19 protein-coding genes and 1 pseudogene are annotated in these 25,418 nt (G+C 62.1%); 14 read left to right on the top strand and 6 right to left on the bottom strand.

Features of this window, described 5'->3' with window-relative positions:
* Positions 1–187 precede the first annotated feature (187 nt).
* Complete coding sequence (locus B0G83_RS20150; RefSeq protein WP_105509147.1) at positions 188–1,660, bottom strand: sodium:solute symporter; 1,473 nt, start codon at positions 1,658–1,660, stop codon at positions 188–190.
* Positions 1,657–1,872 carry a DUF3311 domain-containing protein gene (locus B0G83_RS20145; RefSeq protein ID WP_105509146.1) on the bottom strand — a complete coding sequence of 72 codons (216 nt, stop codon included), beginning with the start codon at positions 1,870–1,872 and terminating at the stop codon, positions 1,657–1,659. The genes B0G83_RS20150 and B0G83_RS20145 overlap by 4 nt, the downstream gene beginning before the upstream one ends.
* 298 nt (positions 1,873–2,170) lie before the next feature.
* On the opposite strand from B0G83_RS20145, the gene B0G83_RS20140 reads away from it, so the two are divergent.
* From B0G83_RS20140 to B0G83_RS20130, 3 genes are read left to right on the top strand one after another with little or no spacing between them, the layout of a single operon-like run.
* Positions 2,171–2,848, top strand: coding sequence for a MarC family protein (locus tag B0G83_RS20140; protein WP_105509145.1), 678 nt, complete (start codon positions 2,171–2,173; stop codon positions 2,846–2,848).
* 20 nt (positions 2,849–2,868) lie between these two features.
* Positions 2,869–3,702 carry a class II glutamine amidotransferase gene (locus B0G83_RS20135; RefSeq protein WP_105509144.1) on the top strand — a complete coding sequence of 278 codons (834 nt, stop codon included), beginning with the start codon at positions 2,869–2,871 and terminating at the stop codon, positions 3,700–3,702.
* A gap of 55 nt (positions 3,703–3,757) precedes the next feature.
* Complete coding sequence (locus B0G83_RS20130) at positions 3,758–4,618, top strand: MBL fold metallo-hydrolase (protein ID WP_105509259.1); 861 nt, start codon at positions 3,758–3,760, stop codon at positions 4,616–4,618.
* A gap of 21 nt (positions 4,619–4,639) precedes the next feature.
* Here B0G83_RS20130 and B0G83_RS20125 read toward each other — a convergent pair whose 3' ends face one another.
* Positions 4,640–6,388 (bottom strand): VWA domain-containing protein, encoded by a 1,749-nt coding sequence (locus B0G83_RS20125; protein ID WP_105509258.1) that lies wholly within the window; start codon positions 6,386–6,388, stop codon positions 4,640–4,642.
* 11 nt (positions 6,389–6,399) lie between these two features.
* Entirely contained in the window at positions 6,400–7,623 is a 1,224-nt protein-coding gene (locus B0G83_RS20120; protein WP_105509143.1) for an AAA family ATPase, read from the bottom strand.
* Between the two features lie 398 nt (positions 7,624–8,021).
* Between B0G83_RS20120 and B0G83_RS20115 the strand changes: the two genes are divergently transcribed.
* The 11 genes and pseudogenes from B0G83_RS20115 to tkt all read left to right on the top strand — a co-directional run bounded on the left by B0G83_RS20115 (position 8,022) and on the right by tkt (position 22,813).
* Complete coding sequence (locus tag B0G83_RS20115) at positions 8,022–9,110, top strand: porin (RefSeq protein ID WP_374954931.1); 1,089 nt, start codon at positions 8,022–8,024, stop codon at positions 9,108–9,110.
* A 207-nt stretch (positions 9,111–9,317) separates the two neighbouring features.
* Positions 9,318–9,767: a sugar dehydrogenase complex small subunit gene (locus B0G83_RS20110; RefSeq protein ID WP_105509257.1), complete on the top strand. Its 450-nt coding sequence runs from the start codon at positions 9,318–9,320 to the stop codon at positions 9,765–9,767.
* 2 nt (positions 9,768–9,769) lie between these two features.
* A complete protein-coding gene (locus B0G83_RS20105) occupies positions 9,770–11,404 on the top strand; it encodes a GMC family oxidoreductase (RefSeq protein ID WP_105509141.1) in 1,635 nt (544 codons plus the stop codon).
* Between the two features lie 2 nt (positions 11,405–11,406).
* Positions 11,407–12,693: a cytochrome c gene (locus tag B0G83_RS20100; protein WP_105509140.1), complete on the top strand. Its 1,287-nt coding sequence runs from the start codon at positions 11,407–11,409 to the stop codon at positions 12,691–12,693.
* 284 nt (positions 12,694–12,977) lie between these two features.
* Positions 12,978–15,671 carry a type VI secretion system Vgr family protein gene (locus tag B0G83_RS20095; protein WP_105509139.1) on the top strand — a complete coding sequence of 898 codons (2,694 nt, stop codon included), beginning with the start codon at positions 12,978–12,980 and terminating at the stop codon, positions 15,669–15,671.
* Positions 15,672–15,706: 35 nt separating this feature from the next.
* Positions 15,707–17,668 carry a triacylglycerol lipase gene (locus B0G83_RS20090; RefSeq protein WP_105509138.1) on the top strand — a complete coding sequence of 654 codons (1,962 nt, stop codon included), beginning with the start codon at positions 15,707–15,709 and terminating at the stop codon, positions 17,666–17,668.
* 77 nt (positions 17,669–17,745) lie between these two features.
* The gene (locus B0G83_RS20085; protein ID WP_105509137.1) at positions 17,746–18,705 is read left to right on the top strand and encodes a T6SS immunity protein Tli4 family protein; all 960 of its coding nucleotides are present in this window, start codon (positions 17,746–17,748) and stop codon (positions 18,703–18,705) included.
* 372 nt (positions 18,706–19,077) lie between these two features.
* Positions 19,078–19,323, top strand: a complete 246-nt coding sequence (locus B0G83_RS20075) for a DUF6723 family protein (RefSeq protein ID WP_105509136.1) — start codon at positions 19,078–19,080, stop codon at positions 19,321–19,323.
* A 204-nt stretch (positions 19,324–19,527) separates the two neighbouring features.
* A complete protein-coding gene (locus tag B0G83_RS20070; RefSeq protein ID WP_258167997.1) occupies positions 19,528–19,854 on the top strand; it encodes a hypothetical protein in 327 nt (108 codons plus the stop codon).
* Between the two features lie 68 nt (positions 19,855–19,922).
* Positions 19,923–20,468 (top strand): annotated as a pseudogene (locus tag B0G83_RS20065) (cupin).
* 266 nt (positions 20,469–20,734) lie between these two features.
* A complete protein-coding gene (gene tkt, locus B0G83_RS20060; protein ID WP_105509135.1) occupies positions 20,735–22,813 on the top strand; it encodes a transketolase in 2,079 nt (692 codons plus the stop codon).
* Positions 22,814–22,942: 129 nt separating this feature from the next.
* Here tkt and B0G83_RS20055 read toward each other — a convergent pair whose 3' ends face one another.
* Positions 22,943–24,028 carry a hypothetical protein gene (locus B0G83_RS20055; protein ID WP_105509134.1) on the bottom strand — a complete coding sequence of 362 codons (1,086 nt, stop codon included), beginning with the start codon at positions 24,026–24,028 and terminating at the stop codon, positions 22,943–22,945.
* Between the two features lie 251 nt (positions 24,029–24,279).
* Positions 24,280–25,371 carry a cell division protein ZapE gene (gene zapE / locus B0G83_RS20050; protein WP_105509133.1) on the bottom strand — a complete coding sequence of 364 codons (1,092 nt, stop codon included), beginning with the start codon at positions 25,369–25,371 and terminating at the stop codon, positions 24,280–24,282.
* Positions 25,372–25,418: the final 47 nt, after the last annotated feature.

Below are 25,418 nucleotides of genomic sequence, written 5' to 3'. Positions count from 1 at the left end.
GGAGGGTTTGTGTTGCAGTGCGGGCCGCTATATTTCGCTGTGACGTTCGCGCTGGAACGCGCGCGGTTTTTTCATTGTTATGTAGATTTGACATTCCATAACAGCTCGTGCGGGCAAAAGCCGCGCACAACGGAAAAGGGCCGTCGCCGGCGGCGACAGCCCTTTCAACTTCTGCTCAAGCCGAGATTTAATGCACCGACGCGTGGGTCTGTTCGACCGGATGCGGCTGCGTCACCGCACTGACCGCCGCGAACACGATGATGTTCACCGCCAGCGCCAGAAAGCCGATGTTGATGTCCTTCAGCGCGTCGGGCAGGAACGGCATCAACTGGCCCACGCTCAGGTGCATGGTGGTCGTGATCGTGACCACCGCCACGCCGGCGAGAATCCCGCAGAACGCGCCTTGTTTGGTGGCACGGTTATGCGGCCGCAGGCTGCAGATCACCGCCGGGAACAGTTGCGTCACGAAGCTGTAACCCATCAGCAGCAGGGCCACGATCGTTTCGCCGCCGTGCAGCGTGAAGCCGACCGCCACCAGCGCCACCACCGGCACGAGCAGCCGCGCCAGATTGGTCACCGTGGCGTCCGAGGCGTTGCGGTTCACCATGCCGCGGTAGACGTCGTTGGCGAGCAGCGTGGAGGCCGAGGTCAGAATCATGGAGCCCGGCACCAGCGCGGTCAGGATGCCGGCCGCGCCGATCACGCCGACGAACCACGGGTCGAAGGTTTGCAGCGACAGGCGGAACAGCGACAGGTCGATGTCGCCGCCCTTGAGGCCCGGCACCTTCAGCGTCGCGGCAAAGCCAACGAAGAACACGAACAGCAGGATCAGCTGATACAGCGGCAGCACCATCGCGTTGCGCCGGAAAATGCGCTCGTCTTTCGCGGTGAAGATCGAGCCGAACGTGTGCGGCCACATGAAGAAGCCCAGCGCGGTGAGTAGCACCGTGGACTGGAACCAGGTGACGCTCGAGCCCTTGGCCGGGAAGGTCAGGAAGCCGGGGCGGGCCGCTTCGATGGTGCGGAACATGTCGCTGAAGCCGCCGTAATAGTGCAGCGGCAGATAGATGCCGAGGAACAGCACGATCGCCAGGATCAGCAGATCCTTCACCACCGAGTTCCACGCCGAGCCGCGCACGCCGGAGACGATCACGTAGACGGTCACGACGCAGGCGCCGATCCAGATCGCCGCCGTCGACGAAATCGCGCCATACGACGCGGTCGCGACGATGATGCCGAGCCCCTTGAGTTGCAGCACGAGGTAGGGAATCAACGCGGCCACCCCAACCAGCGCGACCAGCGTGCCGAGCGCCGGGCTGTCGTATTTGCGCGCGAAAAAGTGCGGTTGCGACACCAGCCGCTGATTTTTCGCATAACGCCAGATGGGCGGCAGCATCCAGTAGGAAAGGATGTAGGCCAGCGTGCCGTAGGCGAGAATGTAGTAGACCGGCGCGCCCTTGCCGTAGGCGAAACCGCTGCCGCCGAGGAAGGTGAAGGTGGTGTAGATCTCGCCCGCCATCAGCAGGAACACGAACGCGGTGCCGAAGCTGCGGCCGCCCACGGTCCATTGTTCGAGGCTCATGTCGTGGCCGCGCCGCGCACGTACACCGAGGTATAGCGCGAACAGCGTAATCGCCGCAATGATGATCAGGGCGCTCATGAGTGGACCTCCTCGCCTTCGACGGCGAGTTCACGGTTGGTCGGGTCCAGACGGTAAACGATCGCCATGATGATCGAACTGAGCACCACCCACATGACGATCCAGGCCAACACGAACGGCATGCCGAGCATTAGTGGCTCGACGCGATTCACAAAAGGAACACCGAGCAGAATGCCGACGAACGGCAGCGCGGCGAGTACACGAAGCAACATGGGGGCAACTCCTCGAACCGGTAAGTACGTCTCGTTGAAAGTGCGGCTTCGCTGGGGACTTTATGCCTGATGCTTTGGGTACGTAAAGTAAGTCAAAAAAGTGTAGGCTTTCCGAAAGTTGCGCGTGCATCTTTTTTGCGTGTTTTGCGCGCGGCTTGCTGCGCTGCAATGCGCGGCGCCCGGCGCGGCGAAGCTGAGGCAGGCGTGCCGTTCGCGCACTTTTCGCGGTGTTGGCTGGCGCGGCGCGATATCATCCCGGTCACGCGACGCGAGCAGTCGTTCATCACGGAAAACACATATGGTCGAAAGTCTGATCTCGGACATTCTGTTTGGCTTCACCGGGCTGATCAGCATCATCAACCCGATCGGCATTGCATTCGTCTTCCTTGACCGGACTGCGTCGTTGACCACCGAGGAGCGCACCGCGCTCGCCCGCAAGATTGCCATCAACGTGATCTGCGTGCTGCTGGTGGCATTCTTTATCGGCACACCGATTCTGCATTTCTTCGGCATCTCGATGCAGGCGCTGCGCATTGGCGGCGGCCTCGCCGTCGCGGTCGGCGGCTGGCAGATGCTCAACGCGCCCGACACCCAGCCGGCCGAACAACCGGCCGTCAAACGCGTCGACGCGGACAACGCCATGTCGAAGGCGTTTTTCCCGCTCACCATTCCACTGACCACCGGGCCGGGCTCGATCGCCACGGCGATCGCGCTGACGGCGAATCGCACGCACAAGCTGTCGGCGTTCGTGCTGTCGAGCGTGGCGTCGGTGGTTATCTCGCTGCTGGTGGCGCTCACCGTCTATCTGGTGTACAGCCGCGCGGTGATTTTCGCCAGGTACCTCGGCGTGGAAGGCACCAAGGTCGCCATGCGGGTCTCGTCGTTTCTGCTGTTGTGTATTGGCGTGCAGATCATGTTGACCGGCTTTTCCGAGTTCCTGATTCCGATCGCGACGTTGCAGCCGGTGGTCAAGTAGATCAAGTAGGAGAGAACCCAATGTGCCGCTGGCTTGCTTATACCGGCAACCCGCTTCAACTCGAAACGGTGCTGTTCAACGCGAAACATTCGCTGATCGATCAGAGCCTGCATTCGCGGCTCGGCCAGACCACCACGAACGGCGACGGCTTCGGCATCGGCTGGTACGGCCATCCGACCGACATTCCGTTTCGTTACCGCTGCATTCAGCCCGCGTGGAGCGACCGCAATCTGCGCGAAGCCGCTCGGGCAATTCGCGCGCCGCTGTTCGTCGCGCATATCCGGGCGGCGACCGACACACCGTCGCAGGAAACCAACTGTCACCCGTTCCGTTACGGCCGTTGGCTGTTCGCGCACAACGGTCTCGTGCGCAACTATCCCGCCGTTCGGCGCGACCTGATGCTGGCGATCGATCCCGGGCTGTTTCCGTCGATCGAAGGCTCGACCGATTCCGAAGTGATGTTCTTCCTGGCGTTGACCTTCGGCCTCGAACTCGCGCCGGTTACCGCGCTCGAACGCATGGTGGGTTTCGTCGAGGCCACCGGCCGCCAGCACGGTGTCGACGAACCGCTGAACATGACGGTGTGCGCGACCGATGGCGAGCAGATCGTCGCGGTGCGCTATTCGAGCGAAGGGGCGTCGCGTTCGCTGTTTCACAGCACGTCGTTTCATCATCTGCACGAGTTGTATCCGGACGATTCGCGCATCACGGCGGCCGGCGACGACGCGTTTATGGTGCTGTCGGAACCGTTGGCCGACCTGCCGGGCTGGTGGGAGGAGATTCCCGAAAGCACGGCGATCGTGGCGCGCGGCGGCACGATCGAACAGTATCCGTTCAAGCCGCAACTGGCGTGAAACTGGCGTGAACCACAGGAGCGGGGAAAGTCGCATGAGCAGCATGGAGCAGGGCATGAGCCCTTTGATCGAAGCCTTCTACGACACGACGACCGGCACGTTCACCTATGTCGTGTTCGCCGGCGAAGGCTCGGCCTGCGCGGTAATCGACCCGGTGCTCGACTACGACCCGAAGTCCGGGCATACGTCCACGACGTCGGCGGAACGCGTGGTGGACTTCGTCAAGGCTCATGGGTTGCAGGTCGAATGGTTGCTGGAAACGCATGCGCATGCCGATCACGTTTCGGCGGCGCCGTATCTGAAGGACGCGCTGGGCGGCAGGATCGCGATCGGCGCCGACATTCGCGGCGTGCAGGGCGCGTTCAAGCGCATTTTCAATCTGGCCGACGAGATGCGTACCGACGGCCGCCAGTTCGATCATCTGTTCGCACCGGGCGAGACCTTCGGCATCGGCGAATTGCGTGGCGAGGCGCTGCATGTGCCGGGTCATACGCCTGCGGACATGGCGTACCGGATCGGCGACGCGGTGTTTGTCGGCGATACGCTGTTCATGCCGGACCTCGGGTCGGCGCGCTGCGATTTTCCGGGCGGCGATGCGGGCACGCTGTACGCGTCCGCGCGCGCATTGCTGGCGCTGCCGCCGGAAACCCGGCTGTGCATGTGCCACGACTATCCGCCGCCATCGCGCGAGCCGCGCTGGCAGACCACGGTGGCCGAACAACGCCGCGACAATATCCATTTGCGCGACGGCGTGAGCGAGGCCGCGTTCGTTGCGCTGCGCACCGCGCGCGACCGCACGCTCGGCATGCCGACGCTGATCCTGCCGGCGATCCAGATCAATATCCGTGCGGGCGCGCTGCCGGAGCCGGAGGCGAACGGCGTGCGCTATCTGAAGATTCCGCTGAACGCGTTCTGAGTGGGTGGGCGTAGCGCAGCGCTAGCGCTTCAGCAGCATCGTGCTCAGCACCGAAAACACCGTCGACGGTAATTCCGCGAGACGGCTCACCACCACGTTGTGCGGATAGAAATCCTCCACGGCGTCGGTCAGCACGCCGATCCCCACCAGTTCGATACCGCGCTGGCCGATTGCCGCCACGCGTTCGCGCAGATCGCTGCGCAGCACCTGCGGGTCGCCGTCGCCGGTTGAGGGATAACCGTCGGAGAACACGATCAGAATGCGCCGGCCGGCCTGGTGATCCGCCAGACGCGTCGCCGCCCAGGCGAGCGCTTCGCCGTCCGGGTTCTCGTGTCCGCAGTCGATCCGCGCAATGCCGCTCAGATCCGTCGCGCCGAAGCGTTTGTAGACTTGCAGATCGAGCCGCTCGACGAAGCGGTTATAGCGCCGCAAGTCCGCACCTGCCGTAAGCTGCCGCTGATAAAGCCGCCGCATCGGCTCCGATTCGACCGAGCAATAACCCAGCACCTCGCAATCGAACGACAACTGCGTCAGCGCATCGCACAACGCGGTCGCGCATTGGCGCGCGAGTTCGATCTTCCGTCCAGCCATCGAGCCGCTGCGGTCGATCAGCAACGTCACCGCCACGTCGCGCCCCTTGTGCGCCCGCTGCGTGCGAAACGGCGTGCGATAACCGGGCGACGTGGCGAGTTTGGCAAGCGCGGTACGGTCGATCTCGCCGCGCTCCTGCTCGCGGCGCCAGCGCGTGCGTTCGTCGGCGCTCAGCGCACGTTCGAGTTTTTCCTTCAGCGGCGCGGTGTCCGCGCGGGCTTGCGCGCGCAGTTCACGCCATGCCGCGCTGTCGCCCAGGCCGGTGAGGTCGGCGATCTCGTCGAATTCGGTGGCGAACGGAATGGAGAGTGGTGAGCGCACGCGGTTGGCCACGGCAGCGCCGGCTTCGCCTTCGCTATTCGTCGAGGGTACTTGCGCGCCGCCGGGCGATTGGCCCATGCCGACCGCGTTCTCCGCCTGAGCGCCGCCGCTGCGATCCGACGGCGGTGAATTCGCGCTGTCGTGATCGGGCAGCACGGTGTCGTCTTCGTCGTCGAGCGGCGCGGACGAGCTCGCGGCCGTTTCCGTGTCGATGTCTTCGACCGGGTCGGCGGTGAAGACCATGCTGTTGACGTCACCCGCCGACAACGCGCGCACGCGCGCCAGCAGCGCTCGCGCCGTCGCGATGCTCCGCGCGGTCGAGCGGCTGGCGCGTGCTTCGAGCAGCAGATCTTGCGACGCGTGCAACGCGGCCAGCAGCGAATGAACCGCTTCGGTTCGCGTCGGCGACTCGTCCCACAGCGTGCGCTCCACCAGCCAGACCAGTCGGTCGCGCCAATGCAGCTTCGGCCAGCGTTGCCGCACCCGTTCGGCGGCATGCACGCGCAGTTTGCCGATGAACCAGCGTGCGCCCGGATATTCGTCGAGTAATTCACCGCACACGCGACGGTCGTCGATCACTTGCGCGAGTTTCGCTTCGATACCGGCCGGCAACGCGTCGAGCTCGGCGAGCGACGCATGCTTGGCGCGCGCCACCAGCAGATCCAGATAACCGATCAGCACATCCCGTTCGATGCCGCCGTCCAGCTCGTAATCGGGAATCACGATCCGGCCGGGTTCGACGCGCGGCCCGTCCGGACTGAATGCGACCGTCACGCCGTATTGTCCCGTCAGCACGCGGGCGACCTTGCTGAGCGTGGATTCGAACGTGAAGCCGCGGGTGTCGCGGGTGGCGTGCATCGTGCCCACGTTCAGGCAGCCGGCGCGATGTGATGGCGGATGATGCCGCGAATCAACGCGGCGTCTTCCGGACTGACCTTCGCATAGATGGCCGGTCCGGCCGCGCGTTCGGGGTCGCCGGTGCGCAGCATCAGTTCGGCCCAGTCGAGCAGACGCCGCGTCGAAAACGCGCTCGACAGATCCTCGCGCGCGAACGCCGCGCGGCAGTCGGCGGCGATCGCGGCGAGCGTGACGGCGAGCGAGCGTGTCATCTGCGGGGCGAGGGTGCGGATCAGCACGTCGGCTTCTTCAGCGGGCGACAGATAGTCGAGCAGATACACGCGCCAACGATCGAGAAACGCCTCGTTCATCAGATTGGCGCCCTGATACAGATGCCGGAACTGGCTCATCGCGCCGACCGCGTTCGCGGTGGCGAAGAGGCGGAACGCCGGATGCGGCGCCACGATCTCGTTGCCTTTCTCCTTGAGCACGAGGCGGCCGTGCGGTTCGAGCACGGCGGTGAGCGCGGCGAGAATGGACGGTTCGGCAAAGTCGATTTCGTCGACGATCAGCCACAGGCCCTCACGCATCGCCGTGGGCAGCACGCCGTCGACCCATAAGGTTTCGCCGCCCTTGACCGTCCAGAAGCCGACGAAATCGCCGACCGTGGTTTGCCCGTTCATGTTCGAGCGCAACACGCCATGCCTTGCGCGCGCCGCGACCTGTTCGATCAGGCTGGTCTTGCCGGCGCCGGTGTGGCCGATCAGCATGACGCGGCGGTTCTCGACGATATCTTCGACGATGTCGTTGAAGCGTTCGGAAAACAGATAGGCGGGATTGATGCGCGGTACCAGCGGGCTGTCCATGCCGCAAGGCACGTCGACATGACCGATGCGCACGCTCTCGGCCGCGCCTTCCATGTGCCGCTGTTTCGCCGCCGCCGTGAGCGCGGCGGCGCGCCGCAAGGCGGGCATGAAGGCGATTCGTTCGGCTGTGTCGTGTTCGGCGTCGACGTTGTCGGTATCGATTGCGAAGCCTTCACGGCGCCACTTCTTCAGCTTGGCGCGCAGATTTTCCGCGTCGACCACCAGATCGATATCGACCGCGCCGGTGCGGTCGCCGTGGTCCGTGCCATGTTCGAGCCGATAGTTTTCCGGGCGGTCGGCGACGCTCACGCGCCACCATTCAGCGCCGTTCTCCGTCGCGCGTTGGTAAAGGCCAAGGTATTCGTCTTCGGTCAGTTCGGGCGCATTCATGGCAAAAGGTAAAGGATCGGTAACGGTTAATGCGTTTCTATTTGGCGCGGACGTAATGAGCACCTATCTTATCTTGAGCAGCTTTCGATCGCCCTTTCGGTTGCTCACTCAATGTCGAGTCCGCTGTCCGCAAAAGTTTATTGCGTCAAACGGATAGGCTATCGGCCGGGTATCCCCTATAGTTCGGGCGCGCAGCATGTAGTTTTGCAACATCTGTCCATCGTTCCATCCATCGACGTTTTCGAATCCCGCTTTAAACCAGCGCTGTCCGGCAGTCGCAGCATGAGCACCGCCGACGCCTCGGCGAGTAGTTTCGAATCATCCGCATCTGGCTTTGCCCTCCCTCGCGATATAAAACAACTCTCGGCAAAACAATGAGACTTCCTGCAAAGAACTTAATGGCGGCCCTCGCGGTAGCGGCCAGTCCACTGGCCTACGGTCAAACGAGTGTGTCGTTATATGGCCGCCTCGACGCGGGTCTGGAATACCTGAATCACATCAACAATGCCGCGGGCGGCAGTTCGAGCCGTTGGAGCGCGGAGGGCGGCGATTGGGGCACCAGCATGCTCGGCCTCAAAGGCAATGAAGATCTGGGCGGTGGCCTGAATGCGATCTTCAACCTCGAAACCGGCTTGCAGGTGACGAACGGCACGACCAGTGGCGGACGTCTGTGGTCGCGGCGCGCGTTCGTCGGCTTGAAGAGCGAAGAGTGGGGCACGCTGCAGGCAGGCCGCAATCTGTTTATCGATAGCGACGGTGTGTGGGAATTCGATCCTTTCGTGCAGCAGGCGTTTTCGTCAGCGTCTCTGGTGCGCGGGCGCAACTGGCAACAGACCAGCAACAACGTCGAATATCACAGTCCGGTGTTCGGGGGCTTCGACGTGCAGGGGCAATACTCGTTCGGCAATCAGCCGGGCTCGTTCAACAGCGGCGCGAACGGCGAGTTCGGCCGCTCCGACGGCATCATGCTGACATACCACTCGACGCTGTTCGACGTGCGCGGCATCTACGACGAACTGCGCGACAGCAACGGCCGCTTCAGCAATATCTTCCAGGCGTCGCGCGAATATTTCGTAGGCGCCAACGTGCATTTCGAGGCGGTGAAGATTCAGGGCGCCTATACGCATTACTCGGCGCCGGACTCGCCGGTCGGTGTCGCCGACAGCGCGGATCACTACTGGCTCGGCGCGACCTACAACTTCCAGCCGCGCTGGGCGGTGACGGCGGGCGGCTACTACGTGAAGGTCGGCGACGGCAGCGGCGACGCCGCGCACGACCCGTCCGGCCACGCGATGATGTACCTGCTCGGCACCACCTACAACCTGACCAAGCGCACCTTCCTGTATGGCACGGTGGGTTACGTGCGCAATGGCGGCAATTCGAATTTTTCGCTCGAAGCGTCGCCGCGCGACTCGACCAGCAACACGAGTCCGCTGGTCGGCGAATCGCAGACCGGCGCTTATGTCGGGATGCTGCATCAGTTCTGACGCGGCGTGGCTGGCGGCATGGAACGTGCTGTGTGCGAACGGCGTTTGTCGACCGCACTACCCGCATTGTCCGCACATCGCCCGCATATCGCCCGCGATAAGCATTAAAAAAACGCCTCACAAGGGATACAACAATTGACTCCACACGAACCTCACGGCGAGTCCCGCGACGGGACAGCCTTGGCCGCGCGCGGTGAAGCGCCGGGCATGACGCGTCGGCGCTGGCTTCAGGGCGCGCTCGCGTTGACCGCCGCGGGCCTGACCGGCTCGCTCACGCTCAAGGCGCTCGCCGACGACACGTCCGCCGCGCCCATCGACGCATTCATGAGTCTGTCGCAATCGCTCACCGCCCGAGCCACGCTGAATCGCGACGTCGGCGCGCGCCTGCTGGCCGCGTTGCGGAAGTCGTCAGCCGATTTCGCGCAGCAGTTGCCGAAGCTGGCCGGCGCGCTCGCCGCCGGTTCCGCCGACGCGTCGCAGCAGGCGCTGGCGCTAAAGATTCTCGAAGCCTGGTATCTCGGCACCGTCGACACGAGCGTGGTCACCTATGAACAGGCGCTAATGTACGACGTGGTCTCCGACACGCTGATCATTCGTTCGTACTGCCCTAACAAGCCCGGTTTCTGGGCTGCCAAACCGATCGAAAGGCAAGCCTGAGCATGGCCGATTCACACAATCAAACGCAACCTGACACCCAGCAGGCCGATGTCGTCGTGGTCGGTTCGGGCGTCGCGGGCGGGATCGTCGCGCATCAGATGGCGCTGGCGGGCAAGTCCGTGATCCTGCTCGAAGCCGGGCCGCGCATGCCGCGCTGGGAAATCGTCGAACGTTTTCGCAATCAGTTCGACAAGTCGGATAACTCGGCGCCGTATCCGTCGAGTCAATGGGCGCCGCATCCGGAATACGGTCCGCCCAACAATTATCTGATCCTGAAGGGCGAGCACAAATTCAACTCGCAGTACATTCGCGCGGTGGGCGGCACGACGTGGCACTGGGCGGCGTCCGCGTGGCGCTTCATGCCGAACGATTTCCGCATGAAGACCGTGTACGGCGTGGGCCGCGACTGGCCGATGGAGTACGAGGAACTGGAGCCGTACTATCAGCGCGCCGAAGAAGAACTCGGCGTGTGGGGCCCGGCGGACGAAGAACTCGGTTCGCCGCGCAGCCAGCCCTATCCGATGGCGCCGCTGCCGCTGTCGTACAACGAGCAGACCATCAAGGGCAAGCTCAACGCGTTCGACTCGCGTTACCACGTGGTGACCGAGCCGGTGGCGCGCAATAGCCGTCCGTACGACGGCCGTCCGACCTGTTGCGGCAACAACAATTGCATGCCGATCTGTCCGATCGGTGCGATGTACAACGGTATCGTCCACGTCGAGAAAGCGGAGCAGGCCGGCGCGAAACTGATCGACAACGCGGTCGTCTACAAGCTCGAAGTGGGGGCGGACAAGCGGATCGTCGCGGCGTTGTATAAAGATCCGCGGGGCAACGAGCATCGTGTGGAAGGCAAGTATTTCGTGCTGGCCGCGAACGGCATTGAAACGCCGAAGATCATGCTGATGTCCACCAGCCACGATTTCCCGAACGGCGTGGGCAATAGCTCGGATATGGTGGGCCGCAATCTGATGGACCACCCCGGCACCGGCGTGACGTTCTACGCCGACGAAAAACTGTGGCCGGGCCGTGGCCCGCAGGAAATGACCTCGCTGATCGGCTTCCGCGACGGCGCATTCCGCGCGACCGAAGCCGCGAAGAAAATCCATCTGTCGAACCTGTCGCGTATCGATCAGGAAACGCAGAAGATTTTCAAGCAAGGCAAGTTGATCAAACCGGCCGAGCTGGACGCGCAAATTCGCGACCGCGCGGCGCGTTTCGTCGAGTTCGACTGCTTCCACGAAATCCTGCCCGCGCCGGAAAACCGCATCGTGCCGAGTCGCACGGAAACGGACGCGATCGGTATTGCGCGTCCGGAGATCACGTATCGCATCGACGATTACGTGAAGCGCGGCGCCGTGCATACGCGCGAGGTCTACGCGAACGCGGCGAAAGTGCTGGGCGGCACCGAAATCGAGTATCAGGACGAGTTCGCGCCGAACAATCACATCACGGGCGCGACCATCATGGGCAGCGATCCGCGCGATTCGGTGGTCGACAAGCATTGCCGCACGTTCGATCACCCGAACCTGTTTATTTCGAGCAGCGCGACGATGCCCACCGTGGGCACCGTCAACGTGACGCTGAGCATCGCGGCGCTGGCGCTACGCATGGCCGACCAGTTGAAGAAGGAAGTTTGAACGTGCTGAAGAAAACCTTTTTCTGGCTGCTGGCCGGTGCTTTGACTCTGCCCGCGTTGGTGCAGGCGGCGTCGTCGGTGAGCGGCAACGACAGCGCATTGATCCAGCGCGGCGAATATCTGGCGACGGCCGGCGATTGCATGGCGTGTCATAGCACGGTGAAGGGCAAGCCGTTTGCCGGCGGCTTGCCGCTGAAAGTACCGATGCTCGGCACGATCTATTCAAGCAATATCACGCCCGATCCGCAAACGGGGATCGGCACGTGGTCGCTCGACGACTTCGATCGCGCGCTGCGTAAGGGCGTCTCGAAGGATGGCCACAATCTGTATCCGGCCATGCCGTATGTGTCTTATGCGAAGGTCAGCGACGACGACGTCAAGGCGTTGTACGCCTACTTCCGCTACGGTGTCGCGCCGGTGAATCAGGCCACGCGTGCGAGTGACATTCCGTGGCCGCTCAATATGCGCTGGCCGCTGACTGCGTGGAACTGGCTGTTCCTGACCAACGGTTCCTATCAGGCGAAATCGAACCAGAGCGTCGAATGGAATCGCGGTGCCTACCTCGTGCAAGGCCTCGCGCATTGCAGTACATGCCACACGCCGCGCGGCTTCGCGATGCAGGAGAAAGCGCTCGATGAAACCGGCGGCGATTTTCTCGGCGGTTCGGTGCTGGCGGGTTGGGACGGCTACAACATCACGTCGGCGACCAATAGCGGGATTGGTGGATGGACCCATGCGCAACTCGTGCAGTATCTGCAGACGGGCAGCGTGGCGGGTCTCGCGCAAGCCGCCGGTCCGATGGGCGAAGCGGTGGAGCACAGCTTCTCGAAGATGACGGACGCGGACATCAACGCGATCGCCACTTATGTGCGTACGGTGCCTGCTGTTAGCGACGGCAGCAGGCAGGCAAGAGGGGCATGGGGCAAGCCGGCCACCGACGTGACGCGTCTGCGCGGTGTTGCGATGAGCGACGGTACGCTCGATCCCGCACGGTTGTACCTTGGCAATTGCGCGACTTGCCATCAGGCGCAAGGGAAGGGCACGCCAGATGGGTACTATCCGCCGTTGTTGCATAACACCACGGTGGGCGCATCGAATCCCGGTAACCTGGTGCAGGTGATTTTGCATGGCGTGCAGCGCAAGACTCTCGGTAATGATGTTGGGATGCCGGCGTTTGCGGTGGAGTTGAATGATGCGCAAATTGCCGCGTTGGCCAATTACGTCACGACGCAGTTTGGTAATCCGGCGGCGGCGCAGGTGACGGAGAAGGAGGTGGCGAAGCTGCGGTAGTCGTTGGGTTGAGCAGGGTAGGTAAGATCCGGTCGTATTAAAGCAGATTCGTATTCTTCATTGCTTTAGACGACCGGATTTTTTCTGTTCAACGGGACATAACGCCGCAGCCCGTGCAGGACGGTCTGTTCAAATATCTTTTGCGTTTAACGAATTTTTAATATACGTTTTGCATTGAATTGTTTGCAAATTTGTGAAATTGCAATTCATAATAAATATATTATTGCTTTGCAAATGTCTTAATGCCTAGAATCGCGCCAGAAAATGGATGAGTAGAGGACGGCGTGGTCACACGGGTAGCAGGGTTCGGCGCATTCACGGGAGGGCTGTCACAGCAAAGCCGTCTTATTAAACTGGATACGCCGGCAGGTAATGGCATTCTATTACCTCATCGCGTTGCGGGTCGCTCGCGAATAGGGCGCGATTTTCTGTTTCTGATCGACTGTGTGTCCACTTCGGGAGACGTCGAACTCAAAACGCTCATTGCCCAAAGCGTCACGCTCTGGATACAGCAGACCGATGAGTCTTATCTACCGCATCACGGTTATGTGCATACCGCGCGCCGGTTGGGTGCCGACGGCAGCCTGACCGGCTACCAGCTAGGCTTTTCCTCGTGGATGCATTTCCTGAGGTTTCGCCGCGACCAGCGGCACTGGCAGGACAAGCGCGGCGACGAGATCATCGCCGACGTGTTCAACCAGCATCCGCAGGCGCAGGGCAAGTACCGCTTCGTATTGGCGAAGCCGCTACCCTCGCGTTCGTACTGCCGGCAGGACGAGACCGACTGGAATTTCGTGCACCGCCTGCTGGAGTGCGAAGGGCTATACGGATGCTGGCGGCAAGCGGCGGACGGTCAATCGCACACCCTCGTGATCACCGACCGCCTGGAAACGTTCGACCCGCTGTCGCCCGCGGCAGTCGGTTTCTACCGAGCGGGCACTGGCAGCGAAGCGGATGCGCTTACGCAGTGGTCGGGTACTCGGACACTGCAATCCGTGATGTTGTCGACACGTACGTTCGACTACAAGAGTCCGTCGACGCCGTTCTATCCCAAGGGAACGTCGATTCCGACGCAGGCCAATCAAGGTGCGCTACCCGCCCAGGCGGAAGTCTACGAATATACCGGCGGCTATACGTATGCGGACCAGAATCGCGGCGACGGTCTGTCGAAGATTCGCATGGAGGAATGGGAGTCGCAAGCGAAGCGGTTCGACGGAGTCGGTAGCTTGCGGACGATGGATGCGGGGCGACGGTTTACGCTGAACGGTCATCCGGAGCACGATCAGGACACTGCGGATCAACGCGAATTCGCGACCATCGCGGTCGAGTGCACCATCGAGAACAATCTGCCGCTTTCCGGGCAAGAAGCCAATTACCCGCACAGTCTGAGCAACCAGCTCGCACAGGCGCGTGCCGACGATGCAGATAAAACGTTCAATGTGCGTTGCGCGGACGGCTCAACGGGTTTCTATCGCGTCTCCATTGAGGCACAACGCACGACGGTGCCGTACCGCAGCCCGTTTGAACATCGCAAGCCGGAGGCGAAACTGGAATCGGCCATCGTGGCCGGTCCGAAGGGACAGGAGGCTTACACGGACGAGTTGAACCGGGTGAAGGTTCTTTTCATCTGGGACCGACTCAATCCAGGGGACGAACGTGCGTCGTGCTGGGTGCGCCTCGCGCAGTCCGACACCGGCGACGGCTATGGTGCTGTACATATGCCGCGTGCAGGCGAGGAATTACTGATAGGTCACATCGGGAATGATATCGACCGGCCCGTTGCGCTCCATCGCGTCTATAACGGCGCGGCGAAGCCGCGGTGGCATTCGAACGCGTTGCTTTCCGGTTATCAGTCCAAGGAGTTTGGCGGTGGCGGCGGTTATAACCGGCTTGTGATGGATGATTCCACCTGCCAGAACCGCGTGCAAATCATGAGTAGTCACGGCATGAGCATGCTTCATGTCGGATACCAGATCGTGCAGGACGGCAACTCGCGAGGCGCGTACTTAGGCAGCGGTTTTACGCTGCGCACCGATTATGCCGGCGCGGTCCATGCGGGTGAAGGGCTTTACCTGAGTACGTATCAAACGGGCGCCGGCGGTCAGCCGCTCGACACCACGAAGCCACGCGAAATCCTGGCGCGTGCGGATCTGCTTGTCGAGTCGCTTTCCGCTGCCAGTTCGACAGCCAGAGCTGAGGCTATGAATCCCGGCAGGGAAGCGCTTGCACAATTCGCGAAAGCGACTCAGCACAGCAAGGCGGGCGTAACGAACGGCGGTAGCACGGCGGGCGGCGGCACGGGCAACGCAAATGGCTTCGCCAAACCCGTCATGCTTGGGTCGAGTCCGGAGAGCATCGGCTTTGTCACCCAGGCGTCGGCGCAGATAGTGGCGGACGATCATCTGAATTTCGTCAGCGGCAAGGACACGTATTGGGCTGTCGGCAAATCGCTCGTTGCGAGCGTCGCCGACAAGATCAGCGTGTTCGTTCAGCGCGCAGGCATGAAACTGATTTCGGGCCAAGGCGCCATCGATATTCAGGCGCTTGCCGATCAGTTGCGGTTACTTTCCGAACTCGGCTTAACGCTCAAGAGCAATAACGGCAACATCGAGATCGACGCGAAAACCGAGCTGATGCTCAAGTGCGGGGGCTCGTACATTCGCATCACGCCGCAAGGTATTGAGGACGGCACGCGCGGCGTGCGCACGATTAAATCGGCGTCGTTCAGCAGGCAGGGGCCTGGTTCGGTGGCGGAGCATATGAACAGCTTGCCGACGCCAAGGTTTAACGATCCGTACATCTTGCGTGACCGAATCACCGGCGACTTACTGAAAAACCACCCATACGAGATCGTGCGTGCAGACGGCACACGCTTAAGCGGTATCACGAACGAACTAGGTCAGACCACCGAGCAGAAAAGCCAGGACATCGAATCCCTGGTGATTCGAGCGCTACGGCCCAGCACGGCCAGCGCATGAGTCGCCGAATGAACCGACAGTAAACGACGAGACCTATGAGCGAAAATCAGCCCCATAGTTCGGGCACAGCTAACGCGGCTCCTGGCGATGACGACGCGGAGCAGCAAGTCGTAAGCCTGATGGGACGCCCGGATGCAGAGGGTCATTCGTATGCGCATGCGACCTTGACCCCCGCCGACGATACCCGCCCGAAAGAGACGTTCCACGATCTCCGCCCGATTATCCCAGTGATCTTTATACCGGGTGTGATGGGCACGCCACTCGCCAACAAGGACACTGGCGACGAGGCATTCTTCGCGCCGAACCTCGATACGGTTGGAGCGACGATCGCCGGACTGGGTTCGGTCCTCGCCGGGTGGTTCCGCAGTGCATCGTCGCGTGAAGAACGGTTCGATCCGTTCAGCGTCGAGGCGACGCCGCTTGGCCCAATTATCAATCTGGGGCAGGGTGCCACGATTGGTGAGAGTGAACTCCTTACTCGAGATGAGGCGCGACGTCGCGGTTGGGGTTCAGTCTATCGAACGAGCTATCAACCGGTTCTGCTGTGGCTCGAGCAACAACTGAATAATCCCATGCTGTGCGGCAAACTGAAGGGAGCATGGTGTGAGCCTGATCCAACGGGTGACAAGTGGGCGCTCCATCCGATTCTTGGAACCGATCCGAAGCGATACGGTGCATACGGGCAAGGCGAGGCGATCACCGAGGATTCACCGGAATTCAAGCGTTTCATCAAGTTTCAGTATCGAGTCTATGCGATCGGCTATAACTGGCTGCAGTCCAATGAGGATTCTGGACGTGACGTGATCAGCGGCTCTGACTACGTCGACCCGAAGACGAAGAAGACGACGCGGCTGATGGGTATCACCGAAATCTGCAAGGAAAACCATACGGGCAAGGCGATCGTGTTGACGCACTCGATGGGTGGGTTGGTGGCCCGATTCGCGGTGATTTCACATGGTGCCGAGAGTTCGATACACGGCGTGTTTCATGGCGCACAACCGGCGACCGGCGCGCCGCTGGCGGCGAAACGTTTTCGGACGGGAGGCGGTAGCGAAGGCGGTATCAATGGTTTCGTCAACGGTAGCCTGATGGGTCGCGATGCCGACGAGTTCGTTGCGGTGACGGCAAATGCGCCGGGACCGCTGGAGCTGCTACCGATGCCCGACTATGACAATGGCGAGGCATGGTGGATTTTTGCGCGTCCGGACGGACAGGTGATGATGAAGTTTCCGAAAAACGGCGATGCGTATAACGATCTGTATATGAATTCAAAGTGGTACGGTCTGCTGCCGAAGGCGGAGAAGTTGGATCCGGCGGGGATTGTGAAGAAGCGGCTTGATAGCATGGGTCATCACCAAACCGTATCCGACAATTTCAGTAATACGATGCTGCAGGTCGTGACGCGCCAGAGCCAATTGAAGAATAGTTACCACAGTAAAACGTATGTGGCGTATGGCAATGGCGGACCACGTCACGACTCGCCGTCCGACACGAAGCCTGAGTCCGGCGATAAGGGCCCGCCAGCCACCGAGAAAGGCAAGGAGACGAAGGATCTGTTGACATGGGGGAAGGCAATCGGGACAGGAGATGTGCCGTCGGACGTGACAGAGGCAGAACTCAAGGCCGCCACCTTTATGCACGACTCGCTGAGTGGAGACGTGCGGGTATTTCTTGAGCGACGCAAGCTGAGCGTCACTTTCACAATTCAAAAGACGAACACGGTGCCGAGCGCTAGTGACAAGACTGATTGGGCAAAAGTGGCGATTAAAACAGGCATCATTCCAGGTGATGGCACGGTGCCGGCATGGTCGTCCCAAGCGCAGGCTCGCGGGTTGAATCCTGCGGTGAAAGGTGAACCGGCCAAAGGCATACAAATGGCATTCGAACAGCAGGGATACGACCATATGGGTAGCTACGAGCATCCTTGGACGCGCTGGGCACTTCTCTACAGCGTGGTCCAGATCGTTAAGGACGTTGACGTACCGGGAGGGGCGTGATGACTAGCTCCGCCCGTTTTTTTCTTCTATTGGCAAGTCTGTGTGCCTGCTCTATCGCATTTCCTGCGGAGCCAACGATGAATAATTCCCCGCTATCCAAAGCACGTCCGTGGTGTGTCGGCCGTCTCGTGTTCGATCGGCCCGCCATAAGCGAGATCTCAAATGAGAGTTACGTGTACAGAGGGGACAAGCTCGTAACGACTCACAACGTATCACTTGATGCCTATCGGGAGAAAGTCGACGCGAGGGAGAGTGAATTGCGTACCAGGCAGCGCGTAAATCCTGTCAATCTAAGTGAGAGGACAGGGCATGCATGGCTGGAAAAGGCATTCTCGCCAGTCAAAGACTCACGGGTTTTTATCTACCAGGAAGGGGTGGCGAAGGCAATTCAATTGCCGTTCAACTCGGAGGGCTATATCTTTGCGGATCACACGCTCTTCCATACGACGGGCGGTATCGGATCGTCTGGCCTTGACGACTCTGAGAACATCTACAACGACACCTACAGACGCTTCAAGGCGCGCGACAACTGGACCGTACCGACAGAATCCGGTTTCTGTATCGACGGAGGAATCGTTACCGGTTCAAATGTCCATACGGAAGAAGTCAGCCAGTCGTTTGCGCTGATGCCACCGCGCCCCGCGTTACTGCTCATCAAGATGCGCGATTCGATGGACTATGATCAGGGTCAGCCGCTCACCAAAAACCTGTCCGAACTGCGCGCAAAACTTAATCGTATGCCCGGCAGCTATCACATCCTGCGCAAGGGCAAGCGACCGATCGCTGGCATGGATGCCGAAGAAGTGCTATTCGCGCTCAAGGACGGGGCGGTCACGGTCTATCGCTTCTATCTGCTCGCGCCGGGCAATCCGGCCACGCCGGCACAACCGCATACATCGATAGAGTTGTTGCTGGGTACGTCGCCGCGCGACGATTTTCCGCCAGATCAGGCCACCTCGCCGCTCGATGAGTCTGGAGCGCTTCAGCTCTGGGACACATTGCTGAACAGTCTTCGCGTGAAACCGGGCGAGATCTAACCGGAGAGGCCAACGATGCGGCGCTTCGACATTGTGAAAGGCGACAAAACGACGACTGGCGGCGATGGTAACGACCTGCCTGGAGGGCGCGAGCAGGCCTACGAAGCTGATCCGGTCCAGCGATGCGCACGCCGCATTCCGCGGCGACGGCGACCACTTACCCAACAACAGATCGGGGCAATTCCCCAGCCACCCCCACCGTGATCGCGGATCCGAAATCCGCTTAATCATCCACCCCTGCCGAATTACCCGCCCAACCACCTACGCCCTTCACCGTCGCGTGGAACGGTGCTTGCTCGCCCCCATTCACAACGTGTCGCAGGACGACACGCACAGGGACGCACCACGAGTGCAGGGATAAGGGATAGATACATGGCGCGACATAAGGCCGACGTTGCTGACGATGACTTCGAGATTTACGCGAGCTATCACGGAACAGGCGACGGCCGTTACGTAGGTGGGCTGAAGGTAGTCAGAAAAGCAGACAGGAGACTCCTGTTTCCATTCGATGGCGCCCCCGAGATCGGTCCTTACGCGACCGCCGACGAGGCGCGCCGTGCCGCGATCGACTATGGTCGCGAGATCGTGGCCGCCGATCGCGCGGCCCCGGAACCATGACGTCGGACACACGAATCGTCGCGCTCGCCATGACGTTCTCCTTTTTACAAAAATGACCGGGACCTCCGCTTTCCGAGCCGCACCGGCCGTGCGGACCGAATCGGCGGAAACACTGCGCGAAGCCGCTCAACGCATGGTCCACGGTCGCGGACCGGTTGTTGCTGCACCCATCAGGTAGCCGACAGGCGAGTCAAGGAGAACGACATGCAACAGAACGACGCGCAGCACCGCGAAAGCGCTAATAGCGATCAGCCCGACAATGGCGAAAGCCGGCAAGGCCTTCCCGCCAGGACGACCAACGTATGGAACGTGTCGCCGGAAACGAAACAGCGCAACAAACCGAGCGGCACGCATTACGTCGAACCGAGCCCGCTCGGCATCGAACCAGTCGAGCAGACCGGCGTCGATAAGGCCACCAATCCGCCGCGTTCATCGGAGCATGCCGCGCAGACCGCCGAAGTGCCGCTCGGCACCGGCGCTCACGGCGAGCCTCCAGGCGGTGGCGGCCGCGAGTCACAACGCAAGGAGTAGGCGGCGCTGCGCCACCCGCCATAAGGCCCCCGCACCCGCACCCGCACCCGTACGCACAGGAGCGAACCATGTTCAACGATTCGAAGCACGGTTTCGACGCGGCGCAGACCGAGTACGAAGCCTTCATGCTGGAGCCGCACGACTGGGTGCCGAACAACCACAAACTACCGGTCGTGATTTATCGCCGGGCACTTTTGCCCGATAGCGGCGACCTTGCCGCGGCCTTCGAGATTCTGTTCGAGCGCAACGATTGGCCGCCGCAATGGCGCGACGGCATCTTCGACTATCACCATTTCCACGCCACCGCGCACGAGGTGCTCGGCGTCGCGGACGGTTCCGCGCAGGTGATCGTCGGCGGTCCGGGCGGTAGGGTAGTGACCGTGTCCGCGGGCGATGCGTTGCTGCTGCCCGCCGGGACCGGCCATTGCCTGCAATCGTTCGCGCGGCATTTTTAGGTGGTGGGCGGTTATCCGCAGGGGCAGCAGTGGGACATCCGTCGCGAAGCGCTCACGCCGCAAGAAATGACCGCGATGAACGCGTTGCCGTTCCCGCCATTGGATCCGATCGACGGCCAACTCGGCCCGCTGGTCGAGTTCTGGTTGCATGCCGCTTGAAGCGCAGTGACGGGTGCCTCGGTGTCGAGCGTTGCGTCGAAGTCGACACCGCAAGCGTCCTGAAAGATCCATCGCCGGTATGGCGCCGATTATCGTGCCCGCCTGGCAACTAGCGTGCAGAATCGCGCGCATCGGCGCATCATCGGTGAGCCTGTGCGGTTTCCCTGCGTCATCCCCTGAACACCACCACCGGCCACGCTCGCCGAATCGCTGAAACGGCGCGGCATGCCGGCCATGTTCCCAACCGCCGAACAAGGAGTGTCCCCATGCAAAACGATCCCGCCCTCGACCAGTTGTGCATCAACACGATTCGCACGCTGGCCATGGACGCCGTGCAAAAGGCCAATTCCGGTCACCCCGGCACGCCGATGGCGCTGGCGCCGGTTGCTTACCATCTGTGGCAAAACCATCTGCGTTACGATCCGGACGAGCCGTTGTGGCCGAATCGCGACCGCTTCGTGCTGTCGGTGGGGCATGCGTCGATGCTGCTGTACTCGCTGCTGCATCTGGCCAAAGTCAAGGCCGTGGACGAAGAAGGCCACGCGACCGGTGGCCCCGCGGTATCGCTGGACGATATCGAACACTTTCGCCAACTCGGCAGTAAGACGCCGGGCCATCCCGAGTACCGCATGACCACTGGCGTGGAAACGACTACGGGGCCGCTCGGCCAAGGGCTCGGCAACAGCGTCGGCATGGCAATGGCCGCGCGCTGGTACGAGAGCCGCTTCAACCAGCCGGATGCGCCGCTATTCGACTACCGCGTGTACGCGTTATGCGGCGATGGCGACATGATGGAAGGCATCTCGCACGAAGCGGCATCGCTCGCGGGACACCTGAAACTGTCGAACCTGATCTGGATCTACGACAGCAATCGCGTCACGATTGAAGGCCACACCGACCTTGCGTATAGCGACGACGTGGAGAGCCGCTTTCGCGGTTACAACTGGCACACGCTGCACGTCAACGACGCGAACGACGCCGCCGCGCTCGAAGCCGCGTTCGTCGAGGCGAAAAGCATCACGGACCGGCCGACGCTGATCGTGGTGCACAGCATTATCGGTTGGGGTTCGCCGCATAAGCAGGACACGTCGGCGGCGCATGGTGAAGCGCTCGGCGTCGAAGAGGTTGCGCTAACCAAGAAGGCGTACGGTTGGCCCGAAGACAAATTCTTCTACGTGCCGGACGGCGTGCACGAACGTTTCGCGCAAGGCATCGGCGCACGCGGCAAGGCGGCGCGCGCCGAATGGCTCGCCAGGCACGATGCGTATAACAAGCAGTATCCGGAACTCGCGCGTGAATTCGCGTTGATCGAGGCGCACGAATTGCCCACCGGCTGGGACAGCGACATTCCCACTTTCGAGGCGGACCCGAAAGGCCTCGCGTCGCGCGATTCGTCGGGCAAGGTGCTCAACGCCATCGCCGCGCGTGTGCCGTGGATGATAGGCGGCGCGGCGGATCTGTCGCCGTCCACCAAGACCAATCTGAAATTCGAAGGGGCGGGCAGCTTCGAAGCGGATAACTACGGCGGCTGCAATCTGCACTTCGGCATTCGCGAACATGCCATGGGCGCGGCGGTCAACGGCCTCGCGCTGTCGAACTTGCGGCCGTTCGGCTCGACCTTCCTGATCTTTAGCGACTATATGAAGCCGCCGATTCGTTTGTCGGCCATCATGGAAGTGCCGGCGATCTACGTCTTCACGCACGATTCGATCGGCGTCGGCGAAGACGGTCCGACCCATCAACCGATCGAACAACTGGCGTCGCTGCGTGGCGTGCCGGGGCTCACCGTGCTGCGTCCCGGCGACGCCAACGAAGTGGCCGAGGCGTGGCGCGTGGCGCTGTCGCATCCGCGGCGGCCGTCGTGCATCGTCGTGTCGCGTCAGGCGTTGCCGACGCTCGACCGCAGCCGTTATGCGTCCGCGCAGGGCGTGCGGAAGGGCGCCTACGTGCTCGCCGATGCACCCGACGGGCAGAAGCCGCAAGTGATCCTGATGGCGACCGGCAGCGAATTGTCGGTATGCGTCGACGTCTACGAAAAGCTCAGAAGCGAGGGCATCGCGGCGCGCGTGGTGTCGATGCCGTCGTGGGATGTGTTCGAGCGTCAGGACGAGGCGTATCAGGACGAGGTACTACCGGACGACGTGGTGGCGCGTGTGGCGGTGGAGCAGGCGGCGACGCTGGGCTGGGATCGTTATGTGGGCCGGCACGGCGCGCAGGTGGTGATGCATACGTTCGGCGCGTCCGCGCCGCTCGCCGATCTGAAGAAAAAATTCGGCTTTACGCCGGAGCACGTGTATGAGGCGGCGAAGCAGCAGATTGCGAGGGCGCAGGGAAAGCGGAGTTAGGCGCTTCCTGACGGGGTAATTCGGTGCGCTTCGATCCGCACGACACGCAGTACAAAACCGGCGGCGTAGAAACCGCCGGTTTTTTATGTCATGCCGGCAACCGCGGTTTCAACACACCCGCGCTCCCCGTCAATTTGCCGGAATCGTCACCACCGGCGCCTTGCTGCTCGTATCCGCCTCGGCCAGTGCCATCAGATTCTGCACGACAGTGAACGCGTATTTCGAATCGAAGTCGTTGCGGTCCACCCAATACACGGACGGGCCATAAGCAATCATCACATACACGTCGTCGGGCGGCGTCTTGCCGGAATGGACGATGATCGTCGGCCGCGTCTCGCCGCCGATCAGACCGACGGTCGGCTTGGTCGACCCATCGTCGATGCGCGCGACGGGCACCTGCACCTGCGCGCCCAGGTCGCTCAGAATGCCGAGCACCGAACGCGTCACCATCGGAATACTGTCGCCCTTTTTCGATGACGACGACGGCCCGTAGACGATCTCATACGTGCGCGTCGCCGAAGACAGATGCAGCAGCTTGCGCACCCGCGCGAGATCCGCGCCGGTTTGCGGCGACTCGCCGCTGGTGGCCGCGCCCATTACCAGATACACGCCCATCTGGCCGCTCTTGCTGTCGGCCTGGCGCGACTCGACATTCAGTTCGCCCGCGAGCTGCAGACGGCGCAGCGCTTGCAGCAACTCGAAGAAGCCCGGCGCGCCCGCGCTGTTTTCGCCGCCAAGTGCGTTGCCGTTCTGCAAGCCGCCTACCGATTGCGCGGTGATACGCAGCAACAGATCGATCGGGATGCCGCCTTCGGCAAGCGGCAATACCAGCGACGGCGCGAGCGGCCGGATGTACGCGGACGCGAATGCCTCGCCGGTGGTCGGCGTGAACGTGAAGGTTGGATGATTCGAATAGGACACGCTGCCGGTGGCGAGCGCGTAGCTCGGCTGGCTGCCGGAACCGGCGTTGGCGGTGGCGCCGGCGGTGGTGTCGAACGTGTAGGCGGCGATGATGCTGCTGACGGTCAGGAAGGCGGGGGCATCGCCGTAACGCAGGCCGACCACGGCGGCGAGAATCTCGCGTTTCTTGGCGTCGCCTAGCGCGCGGGCGTAGTCGACCTGGTCGGCTTTGAGGCGCGAGGGTCCGATATGCACACAGGCCGACGTGAGGCAGGCCGCGCAAAGTGCCGCGGCGACAGAAGCGGTTCTGATCATGGCAACGAGAAAGGCGGAGCGTAATCCGCTGAAGAATGAGCCCGCAACGCCGGTAGCAGGGCGCATTCCCGCGCCTCGCATGGGCGCGGTCGATTCGTTGTTTCAGCCGATGAATAGGGGCTTCACGCATGACCGGTGCGTGTTGCGCCGCCGCGCAAAATCTGCCGTTGCGTTGCAAGATTTGCAGGAACGTGGCACGCGCTGCACGAGATGGCCGAGCCGACCGCTCGCGCTCCGCCGCTTCGCGCGAGTCAACGTTCGGCCGCGGTCTGCCCGAGGCCATCGGCAGCATCGTCAAGCGTGCTCCGGTACGCGCGCGACTGCATCTCGGCGAGCCGGCTCAACGTTCGCGACAGATCGTGCGCGCCTTCCAGCCCGGCGAGCGCCGCTTCGATCGGCCGATCGGACGCGATGAACAGCGCCCGCTTACGGTCATAGAAAATATCGACCAGCCAAACCAGTCGCTGCAGCGTGTGCGATTTCGTGAGCCAGTCGGTATGCAGGTTGTCGAGAATCAGCCCATGCCATTGCCCGGCGAGATCGAGATAGTCGAGGTGCGAACGGCTCGCCACGCACAGGCTCTCGAAGTCCGCCCACAGCAAAGCGGCGCCTGCCGCGCGGGCGGTGAGCGGCCGGCCCGCCGCGCTCAGCGTGACCGGTTCGAGGCTCGCATCGCCGCCTTCATGGCGCACGAAAATCTGCCGCAGCGCGTGGTGATTAGACGGGTCGAGCGGCGCGAAGAAACGCGGCGCCTCGGCTTCTTCACCACCGAAACGATAGTCACGCGTGCCGTCGAAATGGATCACGGTGAAGCAGCGCTCGATCTGTTCGATGGTCGGCAGAAAGCGGTCGTGAAACTCCGGGTCGGACAGTAGCGCATCAGGCGCGTAATTCGAGGTCAGCACGATGCGTGCGCCGAGGCCGATCGCGGTGTCGAGGAAACGGCCCATCAGGAACGCGTCGGCGATATCGTGCACATGGAACTCGTCGAAGCACAGCAAGTCGATCCCGTCGAGCCACTGCCGCGAGACCGAACCGAGCCGATCGTCGCCGCGCGGTTCGCTGACAAGCCGCCGGTTCATCTCGCGAAGGAATTCGTGGAAGTGCAAACGCCGCTTGCCGCAGGTAGCCAGTTCGAACACGGTGTCGACCACGAGGCTTTTGCCGCGACCCGGCAGGCCGTGACAATAGACGCCCTGACGCTCCGACGCGGCGTTGACCTTCTCACCCCGAGCCTGCGAATGCAGCAGCGCGACGAGCGCCGCGATCGCATCGCGCTGGGTGGCGTCGGGCTCGATGCCGCGCGCGGCGAGGCTGCGGGTAATCTGAGTCGGGTCAAGCATGAGCGAGCACCCCGCGGCATGACGGGGCATACGTGATCGGGAAGGCG

Origin of the sequence: Paraburkholderia sp. BL21I4N1 (assembly GCF_002973525.1) — a bacterium.
Taxonomy (GTDB): domain Bacteria; phylum Pseudomonadota; class Gammaproteobacteria; order Burkholderiales; family Burkholderiaceae; genus Paraburkholderia.
The sequence above is the reverse complement of the archived record's forward strand: the minus strand, read 5'-3'. Positions and strand labels throughout refer to the sequence as shown.

What these genes read in the sequence shown, in the direction of transcription:
- B0G83_RS20150 (WP_105509147.1), bottom strand. Translation starts at nt 1,660, where the DNA reads ATGAGCGCCCTGATCATCATTGCGGCGATTACGCTGTTCGCGCTATAC.
- B0G83_RS20145 (WP_105509146.1), bottom strand. Translation starts at nt 1,872, where the DNA reads ATGTTGCTTCGTGTACTCGCCGCGCTGCCGTTCGTCGGCATTCTGCTC.
- B0G83_RS20140 (WP_105509145.1), top strand. Translation starts at nt 2,171, where the DNA reads ATGGTCGAAAGTCTGATCTCGGACATTCTGTTTGGCTTCACCGGGCTG.
- B0G83_RS20135 (WP_105509144.1), top strand. Translation starts at nt 2,869, where the DNA reads ATGTGCCGCTGGCTTGCTTATACCGGCAACCCGCTTCAACTCGAAACG.
- B0G83_RS20130 (WP_105509259.1), top strand. Translation starts at nt 3,758, where the DNA reads ATGAGCCCTTTGATCGAAGCCTTCTACGACACGACGACCGGCACGTTC.
- B0G83_RS20125 (WP_105509258.1), bottom strand. Translation starts at nt 6,388, where the DNA reads ATGCACGCCACCCGCGACACCCGCGGCTTCACGTTCGAATCCACGCTC.
- B0G83_RS20120 (WP_105509143.1), bottom strand. Translation starts at nt 7,623, where the DNA reads ATGAATGCGCCCGAACTGACCGAAGACGAATACCTTGGCCTTTACCAA.
- B0G83_RS20115 (WP_374954931.1), top strand. Translation starts at nt 8,022, where the DNA reads ATGGCGGCCCTCGCGGTAGCGGCCAGTCCACTGGCCTACGGTCAAACG.
- B0G83_RS20110 (WP_105509257.1), top strand. Translation starts at nt 9,318, where the DNA reads ATGACGCGTCGGCGCTGGCTTCAGGGCGCGCTCGCGTTGACCGCCGCG.
- B0G83_RS20105 (WP_105509141.1), top strand. Translation starts at nt 9,770, where the DNA reads ATGGCCGATTCACACAATCAAACGCAACCTGACACCCAGCAGGCCGAT.
- B0G83_RS20090 (WP_105509138.1), top strand. Translation starts at nt 15,707, where the DNA reads ATGAGCGAAAATCAGCCCCATAGTTCGGGCACAGCTAACGCGGCTCCT.
- B0G83_RS20085 (WP_105509137.1), top strand. Translation starts at nt 17,746, where the DNA reads ATGAATAATTCCCCGCTATCCAAAGCACGTCCGTGGTGTGTCGGCCGT.
- B0G83_RS20075 (WP_105509136.1), top strand. Translation starts at nt 19,078, where the DNA reads ATGGCGCGACATAAGGCCGACGTTGCTGACGATGACTTCGAGATTTAC.
- B0G83_RS20070 (WP_258167997.1), top strand. Translation starts at nt 19,528, where the DNA reads ATGCAACAGAACGACGCGCAGCACCGCGAAAGCGCTAATAGCGATCAG.
- tkt (WP_105509135.1), top strand. Translation starts at nt 20,735, where the DNA reads ATGCAAAACGATCCCGCCCTCGACCAGTTGTGCATCAACACGATTCGC.
- B0G83_RS20055 (WP_105509134.1), bottom strand. Translation starts at nt 24,028, where the DNA reads ATGATCAGAACCGCTTCTGTCGCCGCGGCACTTTGCGCGGCCTGCCTC.
- zapE (WP_105509133.1), bottom strand. Translation starts at nt 25,371, where the DNA reads ATGCTTGACCCGACTCAGATTACCCGCAGCCTCGCCGCGCGCGGCATC.